Source organism: Celeribacter sp. SCSIO 80788 (genome assembly GCF_051054295.1).
GTDB lineage: Bacteria > Pseudomonadota > Alphaproteobacteria > Rhodobacterales > Rhodobacteraceae > Celeribacter.
This window is the reverse complement of the sequence record NZ_CP150482.1, coordinates 3,640,171-3,656,976: the sequence shown is the minus strand read 5'-3', so window position 1 is coordinate 3,656,976 and position 16,806 is coordinate 3,640,171. Positions and strand designations below refer to the sequence as shown.

General features: G+C 61.4%; 21 protein-coding genes. 10 read left to right on the top strand and 11 right to left on the bottom strand.

Annotation, left to right across the window (positions count from 1 at the left end):
- Positions 1–6 precede the first annotated feature (6 nt).
- The 8 genes from V1471_RS18305 to V1471_RS18270 all read left to right on the top strand — a co-directional run bounded on the left by V1471_RS18305 (position 7) and on the right by V1471_RS18270 (position 5,940).
- The gene (locus V1471_RS18305; RefSeq protein ID WP_434290676.1) at positions 7–927 is read left to right on the top strand and encodes a manganese-dependent inorganic pyrophosphatase; all 921 of its coding nucleotides are present in this window, start codon (positions 7–9) and stop codon (positions 925–927) included.
- A gap of 65 nt (positions 928–992) precedes the next feature.
- Positions 993–1,484 (top strand): GNAT family N-acetyltransferase, encoded by a 492-nt coding sequence (locus tag V1471_RS18300; protein WP_434290674.1) that lies wholly within the window; start codon positions 993–995, stop codon positions 1,482–1,484.
- The gene (locus tag V1471_RS18295) at positions 1,484–1,864 is read left to right on the top strand and encodes a hypothetical protein (RefSeq protein ID WP_434290672.1); all 381 of its coding nucleotides are present in this window, start codon (positions 1,484–1,486) and stop codon (positions 1,862–1,864) included. Before V1471_RS18300 ends, V1471_RS18295 begins: the two co-directional genes overlap by 1 nt.
- Positions 1,865–1,927: 63 nt before the next feature.
- Positions 1,928–2,800: a TIGR01459 family HAD-type hydrolase gene (locus V1471_RS18290; protein ID WP_434290670.1), complete on the top strand. Its 873-nt coding sequence runs from the start codon at positions 1,928–1,930 to the stop codon at positions 2,798–2,800.
- A 258-nt stretch (positions 2,801–3,058) separates the two neighbouring features.
- Positions 3,059–3,502 carry a MaoC family dehydratase gene (locus V1471_RS18285; RefSeq protein ID WP_434290668.1) on the top strand — a complete coding sequence of 148 codons (444 nt, stop codon included), beginning with the start codon at positions 3,059–3,061 and terminating at the stop codon, positions 3,500–3,502.
- Between the two features lie 28 nt (positions 3,503–3,530).
- Positions 3,531–4,457, top strand: coding sequence for a bifunctional riboflavin kinase/FAD synthetase (locus V1471_RS18280; RefSeq protein ID WP_434290666.1), 927 nt, complete (start codon positions 3,531–3,533; stop codon positions 4,455–4,457).
- Positions 4,454–4,903: a YcgN family cysteine cluster protein gene (locus tag V1471_RS18275; protein WP_434290665.1), complete on the top strand. Its 450-nt coding sequence runs from the start codon at positions 4,454–4,456 to the stop codon at positions 4,901–4,903. The genes V1471_RS18280 and V1471_RS18275 overlap by 4 nt, the downstream gene beginning before the upstream one ends.
- Positions 4,903–5,940, top strand: coding sequence for a threonine aldolase family protein (locus V1471_RS18270; protein WP_434290663.1), 1,038 nt, complete (start codon positions 4,903–4,905; stop codon positions 5,938–5,940). Before V1471_RS18275 ends, V1471_RS18270 begins: the two co-directional genes overlap by 1 nt.
- A gap of 85 nt (positions 5,941–6,025) precedes the next feature.
- Here the strand turns inward: V1471_RS18270 and V1471_RS18265 are convergent, their stop codons facing one another.
- The gene (locus V1471_RS18265) at positions 6,026–6,625 is read right to left on the bottom strand and encodes a 2-hydroxychromene-2-carboxylate isomerase (protein WP_434290662.1); all 600 of its coding nucleotides are present in this window, start codon (positions 6,623–6,625) and stop codon (positions 6,026–6,028) included.
- Between the two features lie 112 nt (positions 6,626–6,737).
- On the opposite strand from V1471_RS18265, the gene V1471_RS18260 reads away from it, so the two are divergent.
- Positions 6,738–7,754 (top strand): ribose-phosphate pyrophosphokinase, encoded by a 1,017-nt coding sequence (locus tag V1471_RS18260; protein WP_066705137.1) that lies wholly within the window; start codon positions 6,738–6,740, stop codon positions 7,752–7,754.
- A 73-nt stretch (positions 7,755–7,827) separates the two neighbouring features.
- Here V1471_RS18260 and V1471_RS18255 read toward each other — a convergent pair whose 3' ends face one another.
- From V1471_RS18255 to V1471_RS18210, 10 genes are all read right to left on the bottom strand, one after another.
- Positions 7,828–8,094, bottom strand: coding sequence for an H-type lectin domain-containing protein (locus V1471_RS18255; RefSeq protein WP_434290660.1), 267 nt, complete (start codon positions 8,092–8,094; stop codon positions 7,828–7,830).
- 163 nt (positions 8,095–8,257) lie between these two features.
- Complete coding sequence (locus tag V1471_RS18250; protein WP_434290658.1) at positions 8,258–8,611, bottom strand: hypothetical protein; 354 nt, start codon at positions 8,609–8,611, stop codon at positions 8,258–8,260.
- An 11-nt stretch (positions 8,612–8,622) separates the two neighbouring features.
- Complete coding sequence (locus V1471_RS18245; protein ID WP_434290656.1) at positions 8,623–8,934, bottom strand: DUF1272 domain-containing protein; 312 nt, start codon at positions 8,932–8,934, stop codon at positions 8,623–8,625.
- A 115-nt stretch (positions 8,935–9,049) separates the two neighbouring features.
- A complete protein-coding gene (gene atpC, locus V1471_RS18240; RefSeq protein ID WP_434290654.1) occupies positions 9,050–9,457 on the bottom strand; it encodes an ATP synthase F1 subunit epsilon in 408 nt (135 codons plus the stop codon).
- Positions 9,458–9,481: 24 nt separating this feature from the next.
- Positions 9,482–10,912, bottom strand: a complete 1,431-nt coding sequence (gene atpD / locus V1471_RS18235) for a F0F1 ATP synthase subunit beta (RefSeq protein ID WP_434290652.1) — start codon at positions 10,910–10,912, stop codon at positions 9,482–9,484.
- Positions 10,913–11,010: 98 nt separating this feature from the next.
- Positions 11,011–11,727, bottom strand: a complete 717-nt coding sequence (locus V1471_RS18230; protein WP_434290650.1) for a hypothetical protein — start codon at positions 11,725–11,727, stop codon at positions 11,011–11,013.
- A 49-nt stretch (positions 11,728–11,776) separates the two neighbouring features.
- The gene (locus V1471_RS18225; RefSeq protein WP_434290649.1) at positions 11,777–12,649 is read right to left on the bottom strand and encodes a F0F1 ATP synthase subunit gamma; all 873 of its coding nucleotides are present in this window, start codon (positions 12,647–12,649) and stop codon (positions 11,777–11,779) included.
- Between the two features lie 17 nt (positions 12,650–12,666).
- Positions 12,667–14,205 (bottom strand): F0F1 ATP synthase subunit alpha, encoded by a 1,539-nt coding sequence (gene atpA, locus V1471_RS18220; RefSeq protein ID WP_434290647.1) that lies wholly within the window; start codon positions 14,203–14,205, stop codon positions 12,667–12,669.
- Positions 14,205–14,765: a F0F1 ATP synthase subunit delta gene (locus V1471_RS18215; protein WP_434290646.1), complete on the bottom strand. Its 561-nt coding sequence runs from the start codon at positions 14,763–14,765 to the stop codon at positions 14,205–14,207. The genes atpA and V1471_RS18215 overlap by 1 nt, the downstream gene beginning before the upstream one ends.
- Positions 14,766–15,163: 398 nt before the next feature.
- The gene (locus V1471_RS18210) at positions 15,164–15,913 is read right to left on the bottom strand and encodes a class I SAM-dependent methyltransferase (protein WP_434290644.1); all 750 of its coding nucleotides are present in this window, start codon (positions 15,911–15,913) and stop codon (positions 15,164–15,166) included.
- Between the two features lie 70 nt (positions 15,914–15,983).
- Between V1471_RS18210 and gloB the strand changes: the two genes are divergently transcribed.
- Positions 15,984–16,784, top strand: a complete 801-nt coding sequence (gene gloB / locus V1471_RS18205; protein ID WP_434290642.1) for a hydroxyacylglutathione hydrolase — start codon at positions 15,984–15,986, stop codon at positions 16,782–16,784.
- Positions 16,785–16,806 lie beyond the last annotated feature (22 nt).

The following is a 16,806-nucleotide window of genomic DNA, read 5'->3' as shown; positions in this document are numbered from 1 at the left end:
TCTCATATGACCACGCTCGTTTTCGGCCACAAATCCCCCGACACCGACTCCACCGGCTCCCCGATCATCTGGGCCTGGTATCTCAATGAGGTGAAAGGCGTCGACGCCAAAGCCGTCCTTCTGGGCGAGCCGAACACCGAGGCCGCTTTCGTCATCGAGAAATGGGGTTTTGACAAACCGGAGATCATTTCCGAGGTGGCCGAGGGTCAGGACGTCGTCATCGTCGACACCAACAACCCCGCCGAGCTGCCCGCCGCGATCAACGATGCCAACATCACCGCGATCATCGACCACCACAAACTCGTGGGCGGGCTTGAGACCAAAGGTCCGATCGACATCACCATCCGTCCGCTCGCTTGCACCGCCACCATCATGTACGACCTGATGGGCGACGATGCCGACAAGATGCCCGACAACATCAAGGGCGCGATGCTGTCCTGCATCCTCTCCGACACGCTGGAATTCCGGAGCCCGACCACCACGGACGTCGACAAAGCGCTGGCCGAGAAACTCGCCTCCGAGTTGAACATCAATCTGGGCCAATACGCCTCTGAGATGTTCGAAGCGAAATCCGATGTGGCCGCCTTCACGGATGCCGAGTTGATCCGCATGGACTCCAAGGAATACACCGTCGGTTCGACCGACCTGCGTGTCTCCGTGCTGGAAACCACCGCCCCGAAGATGATCCTCGACCGCAAGGACAGCCTGATGGCCTCCATGCCCGCCGTGGCCGCCGAGGACGGCGCTCATGAAGTGCTGCTCTTCGTCGTCGACATTCTCAACGAAGAAGCCACGCTTCTGGTCCCCAACGACACCGTGAAAGCCATCGCGGAGGCCTCCTTCGGCTGCACCGTCGAGGGCGACACCGTGGTGCTTCCGGGCATCATGTCCCGCAAAAAACAGATCATCCCGAACCTCAAAGTCTGAGGCCTTCGCAAGATCGCACATATATCAAGGGGCGCCGCCGTGCGCCCCTTTTCCTTGGAGAGCCCATGTTCAAAACCCCCGATTTCATGCGCGAAATGAAACGCGGCGAGGAAACCGCCGTCGCCGATCTTCTGACCAAGGCTTTCGGCCAGAAAGACGAGGCACAGCTGGTCGAGGCGCTGCGCAAATGGCGCGCCATCGCGGGGGAAATGGTCCTGCCCATGGCCAATGACAACGGCTCCGAGGTGATCGGCTATGCCGCGCTCTCGACCATGCTCTCACCCAAGGGCTGGCTCTGCCTCGCCCCCGTGGCGATCCGCCCGGACCTTCAGGGCCGCGGCTTTGGCCGTCGCCTCACCGGCATGATCACGCAATGGGCGGAAATGTCCGGTCAGACCGTCGTCGTCCTCGGCGATCCCGAGTTTTATAGCCGTTGCGGCTTTCGCCCCATCGCAGAGGGCTTCACATCCCCCTACCCGCTCACACATACGTTGACGGCAGGCCCGGCCAAGGCCAAGGTGAAAGAATTGATCTATCCCAAAGCCTTCGGTGCCTGATGCCCTCATTCCCGCTGCTGTCCCGGATCACCGCAGGGATCTGTTTCGCCCTCGCCGCCGCGATTTTCATCGCCCCGCCGTTGTTCTTCTGGCTCTTCCATCTCGACCCCTCTGTGACTGGCGCCGTCATGGCCCGCCGCGCCGCCGTTTTGTTCCTCGCCCCCGCCCTGTTGCTCTGGGGCCTCAAGGACATCGCCCGCTCCGACGTTGCCCGAAGCGCCATCGCCCGCGCCATGGCCGTGACCATGCTGGCCCTCGCCCTTCTGGGATTGAGCGAGTTTGCTCTGGGCCGCGTCGGACCGGGGATCGGCCTCGCCGTGATCACCGAGGCCGCGCTGTTCTGGCTCTGGTATGGGCTGATGAAAGACCCGCAGCGCTGATCTGTGCTGTCCTTTTGCAACCGCGCGCGCTAGGTAGGGCACAACGCAAACAGTGAGGCCGCGATGACCCGCCTGATCCGAGAGCTTTCCGAAATCTCCAACGAATACGACGCGCTGTTCGTCGATCTCTGGGGCTGCATGCACAATGGCGTCACCGCCTTCCCCGAAGCGGTCGCAGCGATGCAGAAATACCGCGCGGGCGGCGGCAAGGTCGTTCTGGTCACCAACTCGCCCCGCCCCTGGCGCTCCGTCGCCGACCAGATCGCGGAATTCGGCGTGCCCGACGACGCCTGGGACGCCATCGCCACCTCCGGCGACTCGGCGCGCATGGCGATGTATCTCGGCGTCGTGGGTCAGAAGGTCTGGCACATCGGCGAAATGTTCGAGGCGGATTTCTTCCAGCCGATGGAAATTCTCGACGCGCCGCTCGACGTGACGGTCGTGCCGCTTGCGGAGGCCGAGGGCATCGTCTGTTCCGGCCCCGAGGACCCGCTGGCCGACCCGGAGATTTACCGTCCGCAATTCCTCTATGCCAAACAGAAGGGGCTCAAACTCCTCTGCGCCAATCCCGACATTGTCGTGGACCGTGGCGAGGTGCGCGAATGGTGCGCGGGGGCATTGGCGGCACTTTACACCGAGATGGGCGGCGAGAGCCTCTATTTCGGCAAGCCGCATCCGCCGATCTATGACCTCGCCCGCAGGCGTCTGGCCCAGATCGCGCAGATCGACGACAACCGCATTCTCTGCATCGGCGACGGCATCGGCACCGACGTGATGGGCGCGATCGGCGAAGGTCTCGACGTGTTGTTCATCACCGGCGGACTGGCGGCGCAGGAGTTCGGCCCCGATCCGGTCAACCCGGACCCGATGCGCCTCAAGATGTGGCTGTCGGAACAGAACCTCTCGCCGACGGCAGCGATTTCCTTCCTGCGCTGAGTATTTTTACAGCAAAGGAAACAGGGCGCCGGAGCGATCCGACGCCTTTTCTCATGTTTGACAGGCCTGTCGGGGTCCGACAGAAGTCCGACACAAATCCGACGTTCATCTGACAGGGCAAACCGGGCCAAGGCGGGCTCCCCTTTGCAACTTATTTACAATAATTGCGCAAACATGAAAATTTTATTTCGCGCAATATTGTTTCTTGTCTTCTTTTTTGTTATGCTGCACCGCAACATCACGAAGGAATCGGAGATCATGTTGGACAATCAGCCGCGCGGCACCATCTGCATCGAGGACATCGAAATCGGCATGACGCGCTCCCTGCGCAAGACCATCACCGATCGCGACATCGAGTTGTTCGGCGAGGTTTCGACCGACCGCAACCCGGTGCATTTCGACGACGCCTATGCCGAGGACACGATTTTCGAGGGCCGCATCGCCCATGGCATGCTGACCGCCGGGCTGATCTCCGCCGTGATCGGCGAACAGCTTCCGGGGCATGGCACGATCTACATGGGCCAGACGCTCAAGTTCCTTGCCCCCGTGCGCCCCGGCGACACCGTGCTCGCAGAAGTGACTGTGACCGACATCATCCATGCGAAACGCCGGGTTGCCCTTGATTGTCGCTGCACCGTGGGCGATACCGTGGTCCTGAAAGGCGAAGCCATGGTGCTTGCGCCGAGCCGCAAATTCGACTGACGCGGGGGGCTGCCTCGCGAGGAGCCCCATGCAGATTTACGCGCACTGGACCGACATTCCCGAAGAGGCCAAGGGCTGTTCCGCGGCCATTGGCAATTTCGACGGCGTCCATCGTGGCCACCGCCATGTGATCGACCTTGCCCGCGCCCATGGCCCGCTGGGCATCGTCACCTTCGAACCGCATCCGCGTGAATTCTTCGCCCCCGGCGCCCCGCCCTTCCGCCTGATGAATGCCGAGTCGAAGGCCAACCGCCTTGCAAAACTTGGCGTCGAACAACTGTTCCAGCTGCCCTTCAACGCCCAGCTTGCCGCCAAGACACCCGAGCAATTCGCCCGCGAGATCCTCGTCGAGGGACTGGGCCTCAAACATGTCGTGGTCGGCGCGGATTTCTGTTTCGGCGCGAAACGCGCGGGCACGGTCGAGGAGCTGAAACGCTTCGGGGAGGAGATGGGCTTTGAGGTCACGGTGGCCGAACTTCTGAAGACCGACAGCGGCGTTTCCTCCTCCTCGGCGATCCGTGCCGCGTTGGCCGAAGGAGATCCCCGCCGCGCGCAGGAGATGCTGGGCCACTGGCACCGGATCGAGGGCAAGGTGAACCATGGCGACAAGCGCGGTCGCGATCTCGGTTTTCCAACCGCAAACATGTCGATCGACGGGCTGCACGCGCCGAAATTCGGCGTCTATGCCGTGCTCGTCGATGTGCTCACCGGCCCGCACAAGGGCCATTACCAGGGCGCGGCCTCGCTCGGTGTCAAACCGACCTTCGGTGCGAACCTGCCCTGCCTCGAGACCTTCATCTTTGATTTCAAAGGCGATCTTTACGACGAACATCTTTCCATCGCCTTCGTGGACTATCTCCGCCCCGAACTTGTTTTCAAAGGCCTTGAGCCGCTGATCGAACAGATGAACGCCGATTGCGATCAGGCGCGGGAGATCCTCGGGGCGCTGGAATGAGCAAGCGCCCCCGGTTCTGGGAAACCGTCCCGCTCGCCAAGATGACCGAGGACGAGTGGGAAGCGCTTTGCGACGGCTGCGGCAAATGTTGCCTCAACAAAATCGAGGACGCGGACACCGGCGAGGTGTTCCTGACCCGTGTCGCCTGTCGTTTGCTCGACGATTATTCCTGCCAATGCGGACAATATGAGATCCGCAAACGCCTCGTGCCCGAGTGCATTCAACTCACCCCGGAGAACATCGAAAGCCACGCCTATTGGATGCCCACCACCTGCGCCTATCGGCTGTTGTGGCAGGGGCGCACGCTGCCCGATTGGCACCCGCTTTTGACCGGCGACCCGGAGAGCGTCCATGCGGCGGGCATTTCCGTGCGCGGGATGACCGTACCGGAGTTTGAGGTCGACGAGGAGGATTGGGAGGACCATATCATCGAGGAGCCCAACTGATGTTTTTCGGATCTGACAACACCTCTGGCGTTCACCCAAAAATCATGGAAGCGCTCGCGAAGGCCAATGACGGTTATGCCGCGCCCTATGCGAATGACCCTTGGACGGCCGAGCTGACCGAGCGGCTGCGCGATATGTTTCAGGCCCCCGATGCGCTGGTCTACCCGATGACCTCCGGCACCGGCACCAACGCCGCGCTTCTGGCCGCGATGACCCCGCCCTGGGGCATCATCTATTGCCACAAGACCGCGCATATCGAGGTGGATGAGCGCAATTCCGTTCCGTTCTATTCCGGCGGGGCCAAGCTCAAACTCATGACAGGCGAGGGCAGCCGGATGACCCCGGAGGAACTGCGCCAAGCAGTAATCGACGACAGCGCCAAGGACGATGTGCATGCCAGCCCGCCCGCCGCCGTGTCGCTCACCAATCTTACCGAGTTCGGTGAGCTCTACCGCCCCTCCGACATCGCAGCCCTCGCCGAGGCCTCCCGTCTGCCGCTGCATTTCGATGGCGCGCGTTTCGCCAATGCCATGGCGGCCAGTGGCGCGACGCCTTGGGAGATGACGCGCGAACTGGCGACGCTGTCGCTTGGGGCGACGAAAACCGGGGCGATGGGGGCCGAGGCCGCCGTGATTTTCGATCCGTCTTACAAAGAGGCGTTCGAGAGCCAGCGGATGCGCGGCGGGCACAACCTGTCGAAAGCACGCTATATTTCGGCGCAGATTCTCGCATGGCTCGACGGTGATCTCTGGCTTGAATTGGCGACACAGGCCAATGCCATGGGCGCGCGTCTGGCGCAGGGGATGACGGAGATCGGCGGCGAACTGACCTATAAGGTCGAGGGCAATCTCGTCTTCGCCCGCTTGCCCCGCAAGATGCACCTCAAGGCCAAAGCCAATGGCGCGGTCTACAACATGTGGGGGCCGGGCACGGATCTCACCGGCGAACCCGAGGAGCCGCTTCTGGCCCGGTTCGTGGCGAGCTGGTCGACGACCGAGGCCGATGTCGATGCACTTCTGGCAGCCTTGAGCGACTGATCTTTTCTCTCTTTCCCGCGCATTAAGGTTAATCTGATTAAGGTTAACGCGCGGGAAAGAGGGCAGTCATTCGACCGGGATCAACTCACAACGTCCCGAGATAATCGTCCAGCATATCCAACCGATCCTGCCCCCAGAACCGTTCATCCGTGTCCGTCACGATGTAAAACGGCGAGCCGAAAATCCCCGCTTTCAACCCCTCTTCAAGGTTCTGCGTGTAAATCTCAGCGCCCTTGAGCATCCCGGTCATAGACAACATCGGATCGAACCCGCTCGCCTTCAGCGCCTCGGAGATCACAGCATCGTCGGCAATGTCTCGATCCTCTTCCCAGACCGCTTTCAACAACCGCTGCACCAGCCCGTCGAGATCGCCGCCCCCGGCTTCCTGCGCCGCGATCACCGCATAAGAGGCAGGTGCCGCATTGGTCGGCCAGAAGGCGGGCTGAAACTTCATCGGCTTGCCCTCTTTGGCCGCAAAGCGTTTCAGCTCCTGCAACCGGTAGACCTTACGCGCCTCCGGTCGCTCCGCCGGGCGCGGTGCTCCCATGCGGTCGAACATGGTGAGAATGTCGAAGGGCTTGTAACGCACGGTTGCTCCGTGTTTCGCGGCGACCTCGGCAAAGCGGTCCCCCGCGAGGTAGGTGAAGGACGACAGTAGCGAAAAATAGTAGTCGATATGTGCCATTTGGTCTCTCCCGGGGCCTCATGATGTTTGCAAGAAGCTAGCGGGGTGGTAAGCGGTGTCAACGTTACGATTCCGTGACGGTCAGGCCGAAAATCACCCCGGGAAAGCTGCTATGCCCATGACTCACGAGCCCAAACTCATCGCCGGTAATGCCAACCGCACCCTCGCCAACGCCATCGCGCGCCGCCTCTCCATGCACCGCGGCATGTCGATCGACCTCTGCGACGCGCGTGTCGAGCGGTTCAACGATGGCGAGATCTTCGTCGAGGTCTACGAAAACGTGCGCGGCGAGGACATGTTCGTCGTCCAGCCGACCTCGAACCCGGCCAACGACAACCTCATGGAACTCTTGATCATCACCGACGCGCTGCGCCGTTCGTCGGCCGGTCGCATCACCGCCGTGGTGCCCTATTTCGGCTATGCCCGTCAGGACCGCCGCACCAAGGCGCGGACACCGATCTCCGCGAAACTCGTCGCCAACATGATGGTCGAAGCGGGCATCGAACGCGTTCTCACCCTCGATCTGCACGCGACGCAGATTCAGGGCTTCTTCGACATCCCGGTGGACAACCTCTACGCCTCGCCGGTCTTCGCCCTCGACATCAAGCACAATTTCAAGGACGGCATGGACGACATCATGATCGTCTCCCCCGACGTCGGCGGCGTGGCCCGTGCCCGTGAGCTTGCCAAACGCATCGACGCACCGCTGTCCATCGTCGACAAGCGCCGCGAGAAACCCGGTGAGGTCGCCGAGATGACCGTCATCGGTAATGTCGAAGGCAAGAAATGCATCATCGTGGACGACCTTGTCGACACCGCCGGTACCCTCTGCAAAGCCGCCGATCTTCTGATGGATCACGGCGCCGCCGAAGTGCATGCCTATATTTCCCACGGCGTGCTGTCCGGCCCGGCGGTCGAGCGCGTGACCAATTCGCGTCTGTCCTCACTGGTGATCACCGACTCGATCGAGGCCAATGACTCCGTCGCCAAGTGCAAGAACATCCGCGTGGTCCCCACCGCGCCGCTGTTCGCGCAAGCGATCATCAACACCTGGAACGGCACTTCCGTGTCCTCTCTGTTCGAAGACAAGACGCTGATCCCGCTCTACGAAGGCGTGTATCACCCGTAACTCCGGGTCTCTTTTGCATGAGAAAGGCGCGCAGGCTCTCCTGACGCGCCTTTTTCTTTCCGGGTCATGCCGTCTAAACGTCCCAGTCATCCTCATGGCGCACCGCGCCGAAGGCGGTCCAGTCGGCACGCACACGGGCGATCTTGGTGTCGCCCCAAGTGCGGAACACAATGACGAAACCGTCCTCCGTGACCATTTCGGCGGAAATGTCGACGCGATGATTGGTCGACTGGTCGATGTCCAGCATCGAGAGGCTCACCTGCACCAAGGGCGGACGCATGAAGGGCTCATCGAAATCCACGACCCGGCGCAGTTCGCGCGGGCCCTTACCGGTCCACATGGCTCCGCCGTCCTGGAAATCGGAAAAAAGTACAAAGGACCCCTGCGTGATCCCAAGCTGATGGCTGTCAATTCTCAACATCGGTCTTTTTGATCTTGTCCCCCATCCCAGACTGCCCTGAAACACCCCGGAAAGGAAAGAGGGAAAGCCGCGCGAAACCTCTCTAAAACTGCGGTTTCCCCGCATGTTTGGCACGAATTTTGGCGGTGATCTCGGGGCTGTCGATACGCGACAGTTCCTTATGGGCCTCGCGTGCCATGTCGATGCCATGGGCGGTACAAAGCGAGGCGAGCGTTACCATGACCCCGCCAACCTCCTGCGGGGCATCCCCCTTTGGCCGAGAGAAGACATACTCGACGAGATCATGGGCAAACTCCCGACTTGCGCCAAGGGATTGCACCAGTTCCAGCGCCTCCTCAAGAAACCGCCGGTTGCGTTCCACCGCATCCATCGCGGTCTCCTCGCCGAAACAGCTCACGACCCAGTCGTGCACCGCACTCTGGAATGTCTTGTCCATCGGCATGGCCCTCAGCGCTCCACCGGCGGAATATCCTTGATCCGCGCGATATGCCCCGCCAGCTCTTCGGGAGGGTAAGACAGGTGCACACGCGTGGTCGAGGGCGGTTGATACAGCCGCGATGTGCCGTCGCGCCACGCCGTCTTGGGCCGGATCGGGCGGGGCACAAAACCGCCACCGCAATTGGGACAGACGTTTTGCAGATGCCTGTCCACACAGTCCCGACAAAAGGTGCATTCATAGGTGCAGATGCAAGCGTCCTGCGCCTCCGGCGGCAGGTCCTTGTCGCAATATTCGCAATTCGGGCGCAGTTCCAATGCCATGACACGCTCTCCTTTTCCCACAGTCTAAACCGACACCGCTTGACTGCCTCATCGTCAAAAAAGAAAAGGCCCCGCGACAGATGCGCAGGGCCTTTCAATTCATATGTCCGACCAATCAGAGATTGGTGTGGAACCCGAGATCCTCGGCGATGTGCACCAGATCGGCGAGGAAGGAATGCGTTTCCGCTTGTTCTTCCTGCGTCGCCTTGTTGTGCTCCGCGCGGGCCTGCGTGATCATCTCGTTGACGATCTCCTGAGACATTTCCCCACGCGGCAGAGCAACCTCGGCCAGCACGGAGATATGTTCCGGAGACAGCTCGGCAAAACCGCCCGTCACGATGAACTCCAGCTCGCCCTCCGGCCCGATCGCGATCAGACGACCGGGGCGCAGGGTGAGGATGGTGGGCTCATGGCCCGCCATCGCAGTCAGACGACCTTCGGAACCCGGGATCTGGACCTGCTCCACGTTCAGAGACGCAAGTTTGCGCTCGGGAGAGACGAGATCGAATTGGACTGTAGCCATGAGAGGCCTCCTTCCGGGTTGCTATTAAGCGGCTTCAGCGGCCAGTTTCTCGGCTTTCGCGAGCACTTCGTCGATGCCGCCCACCATGTAGAACGCCGCTTCCGGCAGGTGGTCGTACTCACCGGCCACAACCGCCTTGAAGGACGAGATCGTGTCTTCGAGCGGAACCTGCACGCCGTCGGCGCCGGTGAACACTTTCGCCACGTCGAACGGCTGGGAGAGGAAACGCTGGATTTTCCGGGCGCGGGCCACGGTCAGCTTATCTTCTTCCGAGAGTTCGTCCATGCCGAGGATGGCGATGATGTCCTGCAGCGATTTGTAGCGCTGGAGGATACCCTGAACGTCGCGGGCAACCTGGTAGTGCTCTTCACCAACGATCTGCGGATCGAGGATCCGGGACGAGGAGTCGAGCGGGTCCACAGCCGGGTAGATCCCGAGTTCGGAGATCGCACGGTTGAGAACGGTGGTCGCATCCAAGTGGGCGAAGGTCGTGGCCGGTGCCGGGTCGGTAAGGTCGTCGGCGGGCACGTACACAGCCTGGATCGAGGTGATCGAGCCGTTCTTGGTGGAGGTAATCCGTTCCTGCATCGCACCCATGTCGGTGGCCAGCGTCGGCTGGTAGCCCACAGCGGAGGGGATACGACCGAGAAGTGCGGACACCTCGGAACCGGCTTGGGTGAAGCGGAAGATGTTGTCCACGAAGAACAGAACGTCGGTGCCGGACTGGTCACGGAACTGTTCCGCGAGGGTCAGACCGGTCAGAGCAACGCGGGCACGGGCTCCCGGAGGCTCGTTCATCTGACCGTAAACCAGAGCCACTTGCGACTCGGAGAGGTTGTCCGGCTTGATGACGTTGGATTCGATCATTTCGTGGTAAAGGTCGTTGCCTTCACGGGTCCGCTCGCCAACACCGGCGAACACGGAGAAGCCCGAGTGCACTTTTGCGATGTTGTTGATCAGTTCCATGATGAGAACGGTTTTGCCCACGCCGGCACCGCCGAAGAGACCGATTTTACCGCCTTTGGAATAGGGTGCGAGAAGGTCGATCACCTTGATGCCGGTGACGAGGATCTCGGTGTCGGTCGCCTGCTCGGAGAATTCCGGAGCTTCGGCGTGGATCGGACGGCGTTCGGTGGCTTCGACCGGACCTTTTTCATCGACCGGCTCGCCGACGACGTTGAGGATACGGCCCAGGGTCGCGTTGCCGACCGGAATGGTGATCGGACCACCGGTGTCGGTCACGAGCTGACCGCGCACGAGACCTTCGGTCGCGTCCATGGCGATGGTGCGCACGGTGTTCTCGCCGAGGTGCTGAGCCACTTCGAGGATCAGACGGTTGCCGTTGTTGTCGGTCTCAAGCGCGTTGAGAATTTCAGGAAGCGCGTCTTCGAACTGCACGTCGACAACGGCGCCAATCACCTGAGTGATCTTGCCTTTCGATCCAAGTTGAACCATTGTGTGTTCCTTTGTTTCTTTCCAAATTGCCAGCGATAGCTTTGTGGCACCTGTGATTGATTACGGCACGGTCACGCGCCGCACGTGAGACTTGAGAGCTAAGTTATATCATACCAGCCGCCAGGGATTTGCACTTCTCCGGTTGTACAGAACAGCTTACGCCCGGGGTAGATTTTCGAATACTTCCCGAGAAACGCTTTCCTGCACTGCCGGAACGACGGTCCACGTGCGGCATTGCCGTCGTGCCGCAGGTGGAAATCGATCGCATAGGCGCTTCCACCGGCAAGCTCCGCCATCGAACAGAGGTCCGCCCCGTAGTAATGGAACCCGGACAGATCGTAGGACGAGAACACCGGGCTCTCGCGCTTCGTGACGATGAAACATTCGTCCAGCGACTCGACGCGCCCCGGCATGTCGCCATGCCGACGGTCCTCGCCGTATTTGTCCGTGATCCGCAGGATCTGATGACGGGATTGCCCGTTGTCCTGCCGCCACGCACAACCCGCGACCCCTGCGACCAGCCAACGTGGGTCATGCTGTTCGAGATCTTCGAGCGCCTCGACGAGACGATCGAAGCCGTGATCGATGAGAACGATGTCCTCATGGCAGTAGATGATATACTTGCCACGACATTCGCCATAGAGACGCTTGTGCCAGTTGTAGCCGTCGAACTCGTTGCGCACCCGGTTGTCGGCAACCAGAAACTCCGAGTTCTCAGAGGTGAACCCAAACTCTGCGAAGGACGTCAGGAGGTTGTCGTACCGCGCCATGTCACGCACCAACGAGCACACGGAGAACGTGTACTCATGGTCCATTTCAGGCTCAAAATATCGCGGTACGACAGACAATCCCTACTCCACCCATCTAGAGCGCTTCAGCGCCCGAAATGATTTCGATCAGCTCGTTGGTGATCACGGCCTGACGCGAACGGTTGTACTCGATCGTCAGCCTGTCGATCATGTCGCCCGCGTTGCGCGTCGCGTTGTCCATCGCGGACATCCGCGCGCCCTGTTCGGAGGCGGCATTCTCGAGCAGAGCCGAGAAGATCTGCGTGGCCACACCGCGCGGCAGAAGATCGGCAAGAATGCCTTCCTCGGAGGGCTCGTAATCGTAGAGCGCGCTCACCGCACCCTCTTCGACTTCGTAGGCCGCCGGGATGATCTGCTGGGCAGTCGGAACCTGCGTCACAACGTTCTCGAACTTCGCGTAGAAGATCGTCGCCACGTCGAACTCGCCCGCGTCGAATTTCGCCAGAAGATCTTTGGCGATCTCCTGCGCGTTGGCGTAGCCGACTTTCTTGACCTCAGTGAGGTCCACGTGAGCGACGAACAGGTCCGCGTATTCCCGCTTGAGCTGCTCACGGCCTTTCTTGCCGACGGTGAGAATTTTCACCGTCTTGCCAGCCGCCAGAAGCTCTTTGATGCGGGTCTTGGCGAGCTTCACGATGTTCGTGTTGAAGCCGCCGCACAGACCTTTCTCGGACGTCATGACGACGAGCATCTGCACATCGTCCTTGCCGGTCCCGGCCAGAAGCCGGGGCGCGGTTGCGGAGCCACCGACCGATGCCGACAGCGCACCCAGCACAGCGTTGAACCGCTCTGCATAGGGGCGCGAGGCCTCGGCCGCATCCTGTGCCCGCCGCAGTTTCGCGGCGGCCACCATCTGCATGGCCTTGGTGATCTTGCGGGTCGATTTGACCGACGAGATCCTGTTTTTGAGATCCTTGAGGCTGGGCATCTAAGCGTCCTTCAGGATTAAGCGTAGGTTTTGGCGAATTCGTCCAGAACCGCTTTGAGCTTGTCGGCCGGCTCGCCTTTGATCTTCGGATCCTCGTTGGTGATCCAGTCGAGCACGTCTTTCTTCTGGTTGCGCAGGAACTCGAGAAGTTTGGCTTCGTATTTGCCAACTTCGGAGACCGGGATGCTGTCCAGATAGCCGTTCGTGCCCGCAAAGATGACGCAGACGATTTCGGCGTTGGTCAGCGGCGCGTATTGCGGCTGTTTCATCAGCTCGGTCAGACGTGCGCCACGGTTCAGAAGTTTCTGAGTTGCGGCGTCGAGGTCGGACCCGAACTGAGCGAAGGCGGCCATCTCGCGGTACTGAGCGAGCGACAGTTTCACCGGGCCAGCCACAGAGGACATGGCTTTGGTCTGAGCCGAGGAGCCCACGCGGGACACGGAGAGACCGGTGTTCACAGCCGGGCGGATACCCTGATAGAACAGTTCGGTTTCGAGGAAGATCTGACCGTCGGTGATGGAGATAACGTTGGTCGGAATAAACGCAGACACGTCACCGCCCTGGGTTTCGATGATCGGCAGAGCCGTCAGCGAGCCAGCGCCGAAATCTTCGTTCAGCTTCGCGGAACGTTCCAGGAGGCGCGAGTGGAGGTAGAACACGTCACCCGGGTAAGCTTCACGCCCCGGCGGACGGCGAAGCAGCAGGGACATCTGACGGTAGGACACGGCTTGTTTCGACAGGTCATCGTAGATGATCAGGGCGTGACGGCCATTGTCGCGGAAGTACTCGGCCATCGCGGTCGCGGTGTAGGGCGCGAGGTACTGCATCGGCGCCGGGTCGGACGCGGTGGCAGCCACAATGGTGGTGTATTCGATCGCACCGGTTTCCTCGAGCTTCTTGACGAGCTGAGCCACGGTGGAACGCTTCTGACCGACAGCGACGTAGATGCAATAGAGTTTCTTGCTCTCGTCGTCGCCAGCAGCCTCGTTGTAGGACTTCTGGTTCAGGATCGCGTCGAGCGCCACAGCGGTTTTACCGGTCTGACGGTCGCCGATGATCAGCTCACGCTGGCCACGGCCGATCGGGATCATGGCGTCGACGGATTTGAGGCCGGTCGCCATCGGTTCGTGCACGGATTTACGCGGGATGATGCCCGGCGCTTTGACGTCGGCGATGCGACGCTCGGACGCGGCCACCGGGCCCTTGCCGTCGATCGGGTTGCCGAGACCGTCGACCACGCGGCCGAGAAGCGCGTCACCGGCGGGCACGTCCACGATGGACTTGGTGCGCTTGACGGTGTCGCCTTCTTTGATGTCACGGTCGGAGCCGAAGATCACGACACCGACGTTGTCGGCCTCGAGGTTGAGCGCCATGCCCATGATCCCGCCCGGGAACTCGACCATTTCACCGGCCTGGACGTTGTCGAGGCCGTACACACGTGCGATCCCGTCACCGACGGAGAGCACGCGGCCCACTTCAGCGACTTCGGCCTCCTGGCCGAAGTTTTTAATCTGCTCCTTAAGGATCGCAGAAATTTCAGCTGCCTGGATTCCCATTATCCGACCTCTTTCATTACATTCTGGAGGGAGTTGAGCTTGGAGGCGATCGACGTGTCGATCATCTTCGAGCCCACCTTAACGACAAGACCGCCGATGATGGCTTCATCCACGGTCGCATTGATGTTCACGGTCTTGCCAAATTTCTCGGAGAGGCTCTTGGCAAGTTTGGTGGTCTGCGTCTTGGTCAACGCCTTGGCGGAGGTGACCTCGGCGGTCACTTCGCCGCGCTCCTCGGCGAGCAGGTCGCCAAGCTTGGCGACGAGCTGCGGCAGGACGAACAGACGGCGGTTCTGCGCCATAAGCCCGAGCGTGCCGGAGACGATGCCGGTCAGACCGGCCTTTGCGGCAATCGCCTTGATCGCGGCTTCGAGTTCTTCGCGGGTATAGACCGGCGAAGAGATCAGAGCCTTGAGATCGTCGCTCTCGGCGAGCGCGGAAGACAGCGTCGCCACGTCCTCCTCGAGCGCCGCGATGGCATTGCTTTCCTTGGCCAGTTCAAAAACGGCCGTTGCGTAACGGACGGCGATGCCGCCGGAGATCGAAGCTGGTTCGGACACGTCCACCCTTCCGATGTCTTAGGGCCCTTCCCCGGTCGCCCCTTGCGGGATCTCGTGTCGGGAATGAGCAGCTTGATTGACCCGCGCAGCACACGCAGGCAACAAAATCAGCGTGGATGTAGCAGAGCCCAGACCATGCCGCAACCTTGTTACGACAGTTTAGCGCCAACACTGAAAAACTTGCTTTGTTTGCTTTTCAGCGACTTAGGCCGAAATCGCCGCCGGGGCGCAAAAAAATTTCACACAGGATGCAGAAGGCGTTCACGGATTCGTGCGATTCCGCCCGCACCGCCCCTGTCCTGAAGCAGAATTCCCGGGTGCGCGAGACCTGAAGAAACGACAATATAGGAACAAAACTCCGGTCAAAAGACGGGCGCAAACCAATCAGATTTCAGAGCTCACACCGGCTTCGCCTCGGGCACTGGACGGAGGCCTTCGAGCACCCCCGCCTTGCGGCGCACCGCTTCGGGCGTGCCCGATCCGGTCTGGGCGTAAACCTGTTTCGAGGCCTCGACCACAAGCACCCCGCCGACAAGCGCCGAGGGCATCTGCCGCCCGATCCGCTCCCAAAGCGGCCCCCAGCGTTTCCAGAATCGTTTGTGCGAGGGCGGCTGGAACAGCACTGCCGCATGGCGCTCCGGCATGAAGCGCGCGCGCCGGAGCTGGCCTTCGAGCTGGCTGAGACTGTAGGGGCGGCCATAGCCAAACGGCGTGCTGTCCGAACGCGACCAGAGCCCGCCCCGGTTCGGCACCACGAACATCGCACGTCCGCCAGGCCCCAGCACCCGCCAGCATTCCTCAAGCAGAGCATCCGGCGCATCCGACATCTCAAGCCCGTGCATCACCACGAGCTTGTCGACGAAGCCGGTCTGGATCGGCCAGCGCGTCTCAGGACACAGCGCCGAGACATTCGGCAGGCCCGCAGGCCAGTGCATCACGCCTTGCTGATCCGGCATCAGTCCCACGACGCGGCGCGCATCTTCGAGAAACGGGCGCAGAAGCGGCACGGCAAAACCGAACCCGGCCACGGTCTGGCGTTCGGCATTGGGCCAGAACTCCACGACCTGATCGCGGATCGCCCGTTGTGCGGCGCGGCCCAGTCCCGTACGGTAATAGAAATTTCTCAGCTCAACGACGTCGAGATGCATTGCAATCCCTCGGACTTCCCAGAATGCTGGGGTTCACGGTCACCATAACCGCAAGACACCGGAGAATGCCATGCCAGAGATTGCCCCCGAGATGACGCCGAAACCCGCCCTCGAAATCGTCACCGTCGCGGCCCTCTCCGACAATTACGATTTCCTTGTCCACGACCCGGTAAGCGGGCGCACCGCCTTGGTCGATGCCGCCGATCCCGCGCCGATTATCAAAGCCCTGTCCGAGCGCGGCTGGACCCTCGACGAAATTTGGCTGACCCATCATCATTGGGACCATATCGACGGCGCGGCGGGGGTGTTCGAGGCCACGGGGGCAACGATCACCGGTGCGAAAGCCGATCAGCATCGCCTGCCGCCGCTCACCCGCGCGGTCGAGCCGGGGCAGAGTTTCGAGTTTGCCGGTCATGAGGTCCGGGTGATGGGCGCGGACGGGCATACGGTCGGCCATATTGCCTATTACATCCCCGACGCGAAGGCCCTGTTCTCTGCCGACAGTCTGATGGCTCTGGGCTGTGGCCGGTTGTTCGAGGGCACGCCGGAACAAATGTGGGAAACACTCTCGCGCTTCGCCGCCCTACCCCCGGACACGATGGTCTATTCGGGTCACGAATACACCGCCTCGAACGCCCGTTTCGCGCTCACCGTCGAGCCCGACAACACCGCGCTGCAAAATCGTGCCAAAGCCATCGACGAAGCACGCGCCAAAGGCGAGGCCACGGTGCCCTCTGCCCTGTCTCTGGAACTGGCGACCAATCCGTTCCTGCGCGCGGGTCTTGCCCCGGTGAAACAGGCGCTCGGCATGGCGGACGCCTCCGATGTCGCCGTGTTCGCCGCGATCCGCACGCGCAAGGACCGCTTCTGAAACCCGCGAAGCGCCCCTTGTT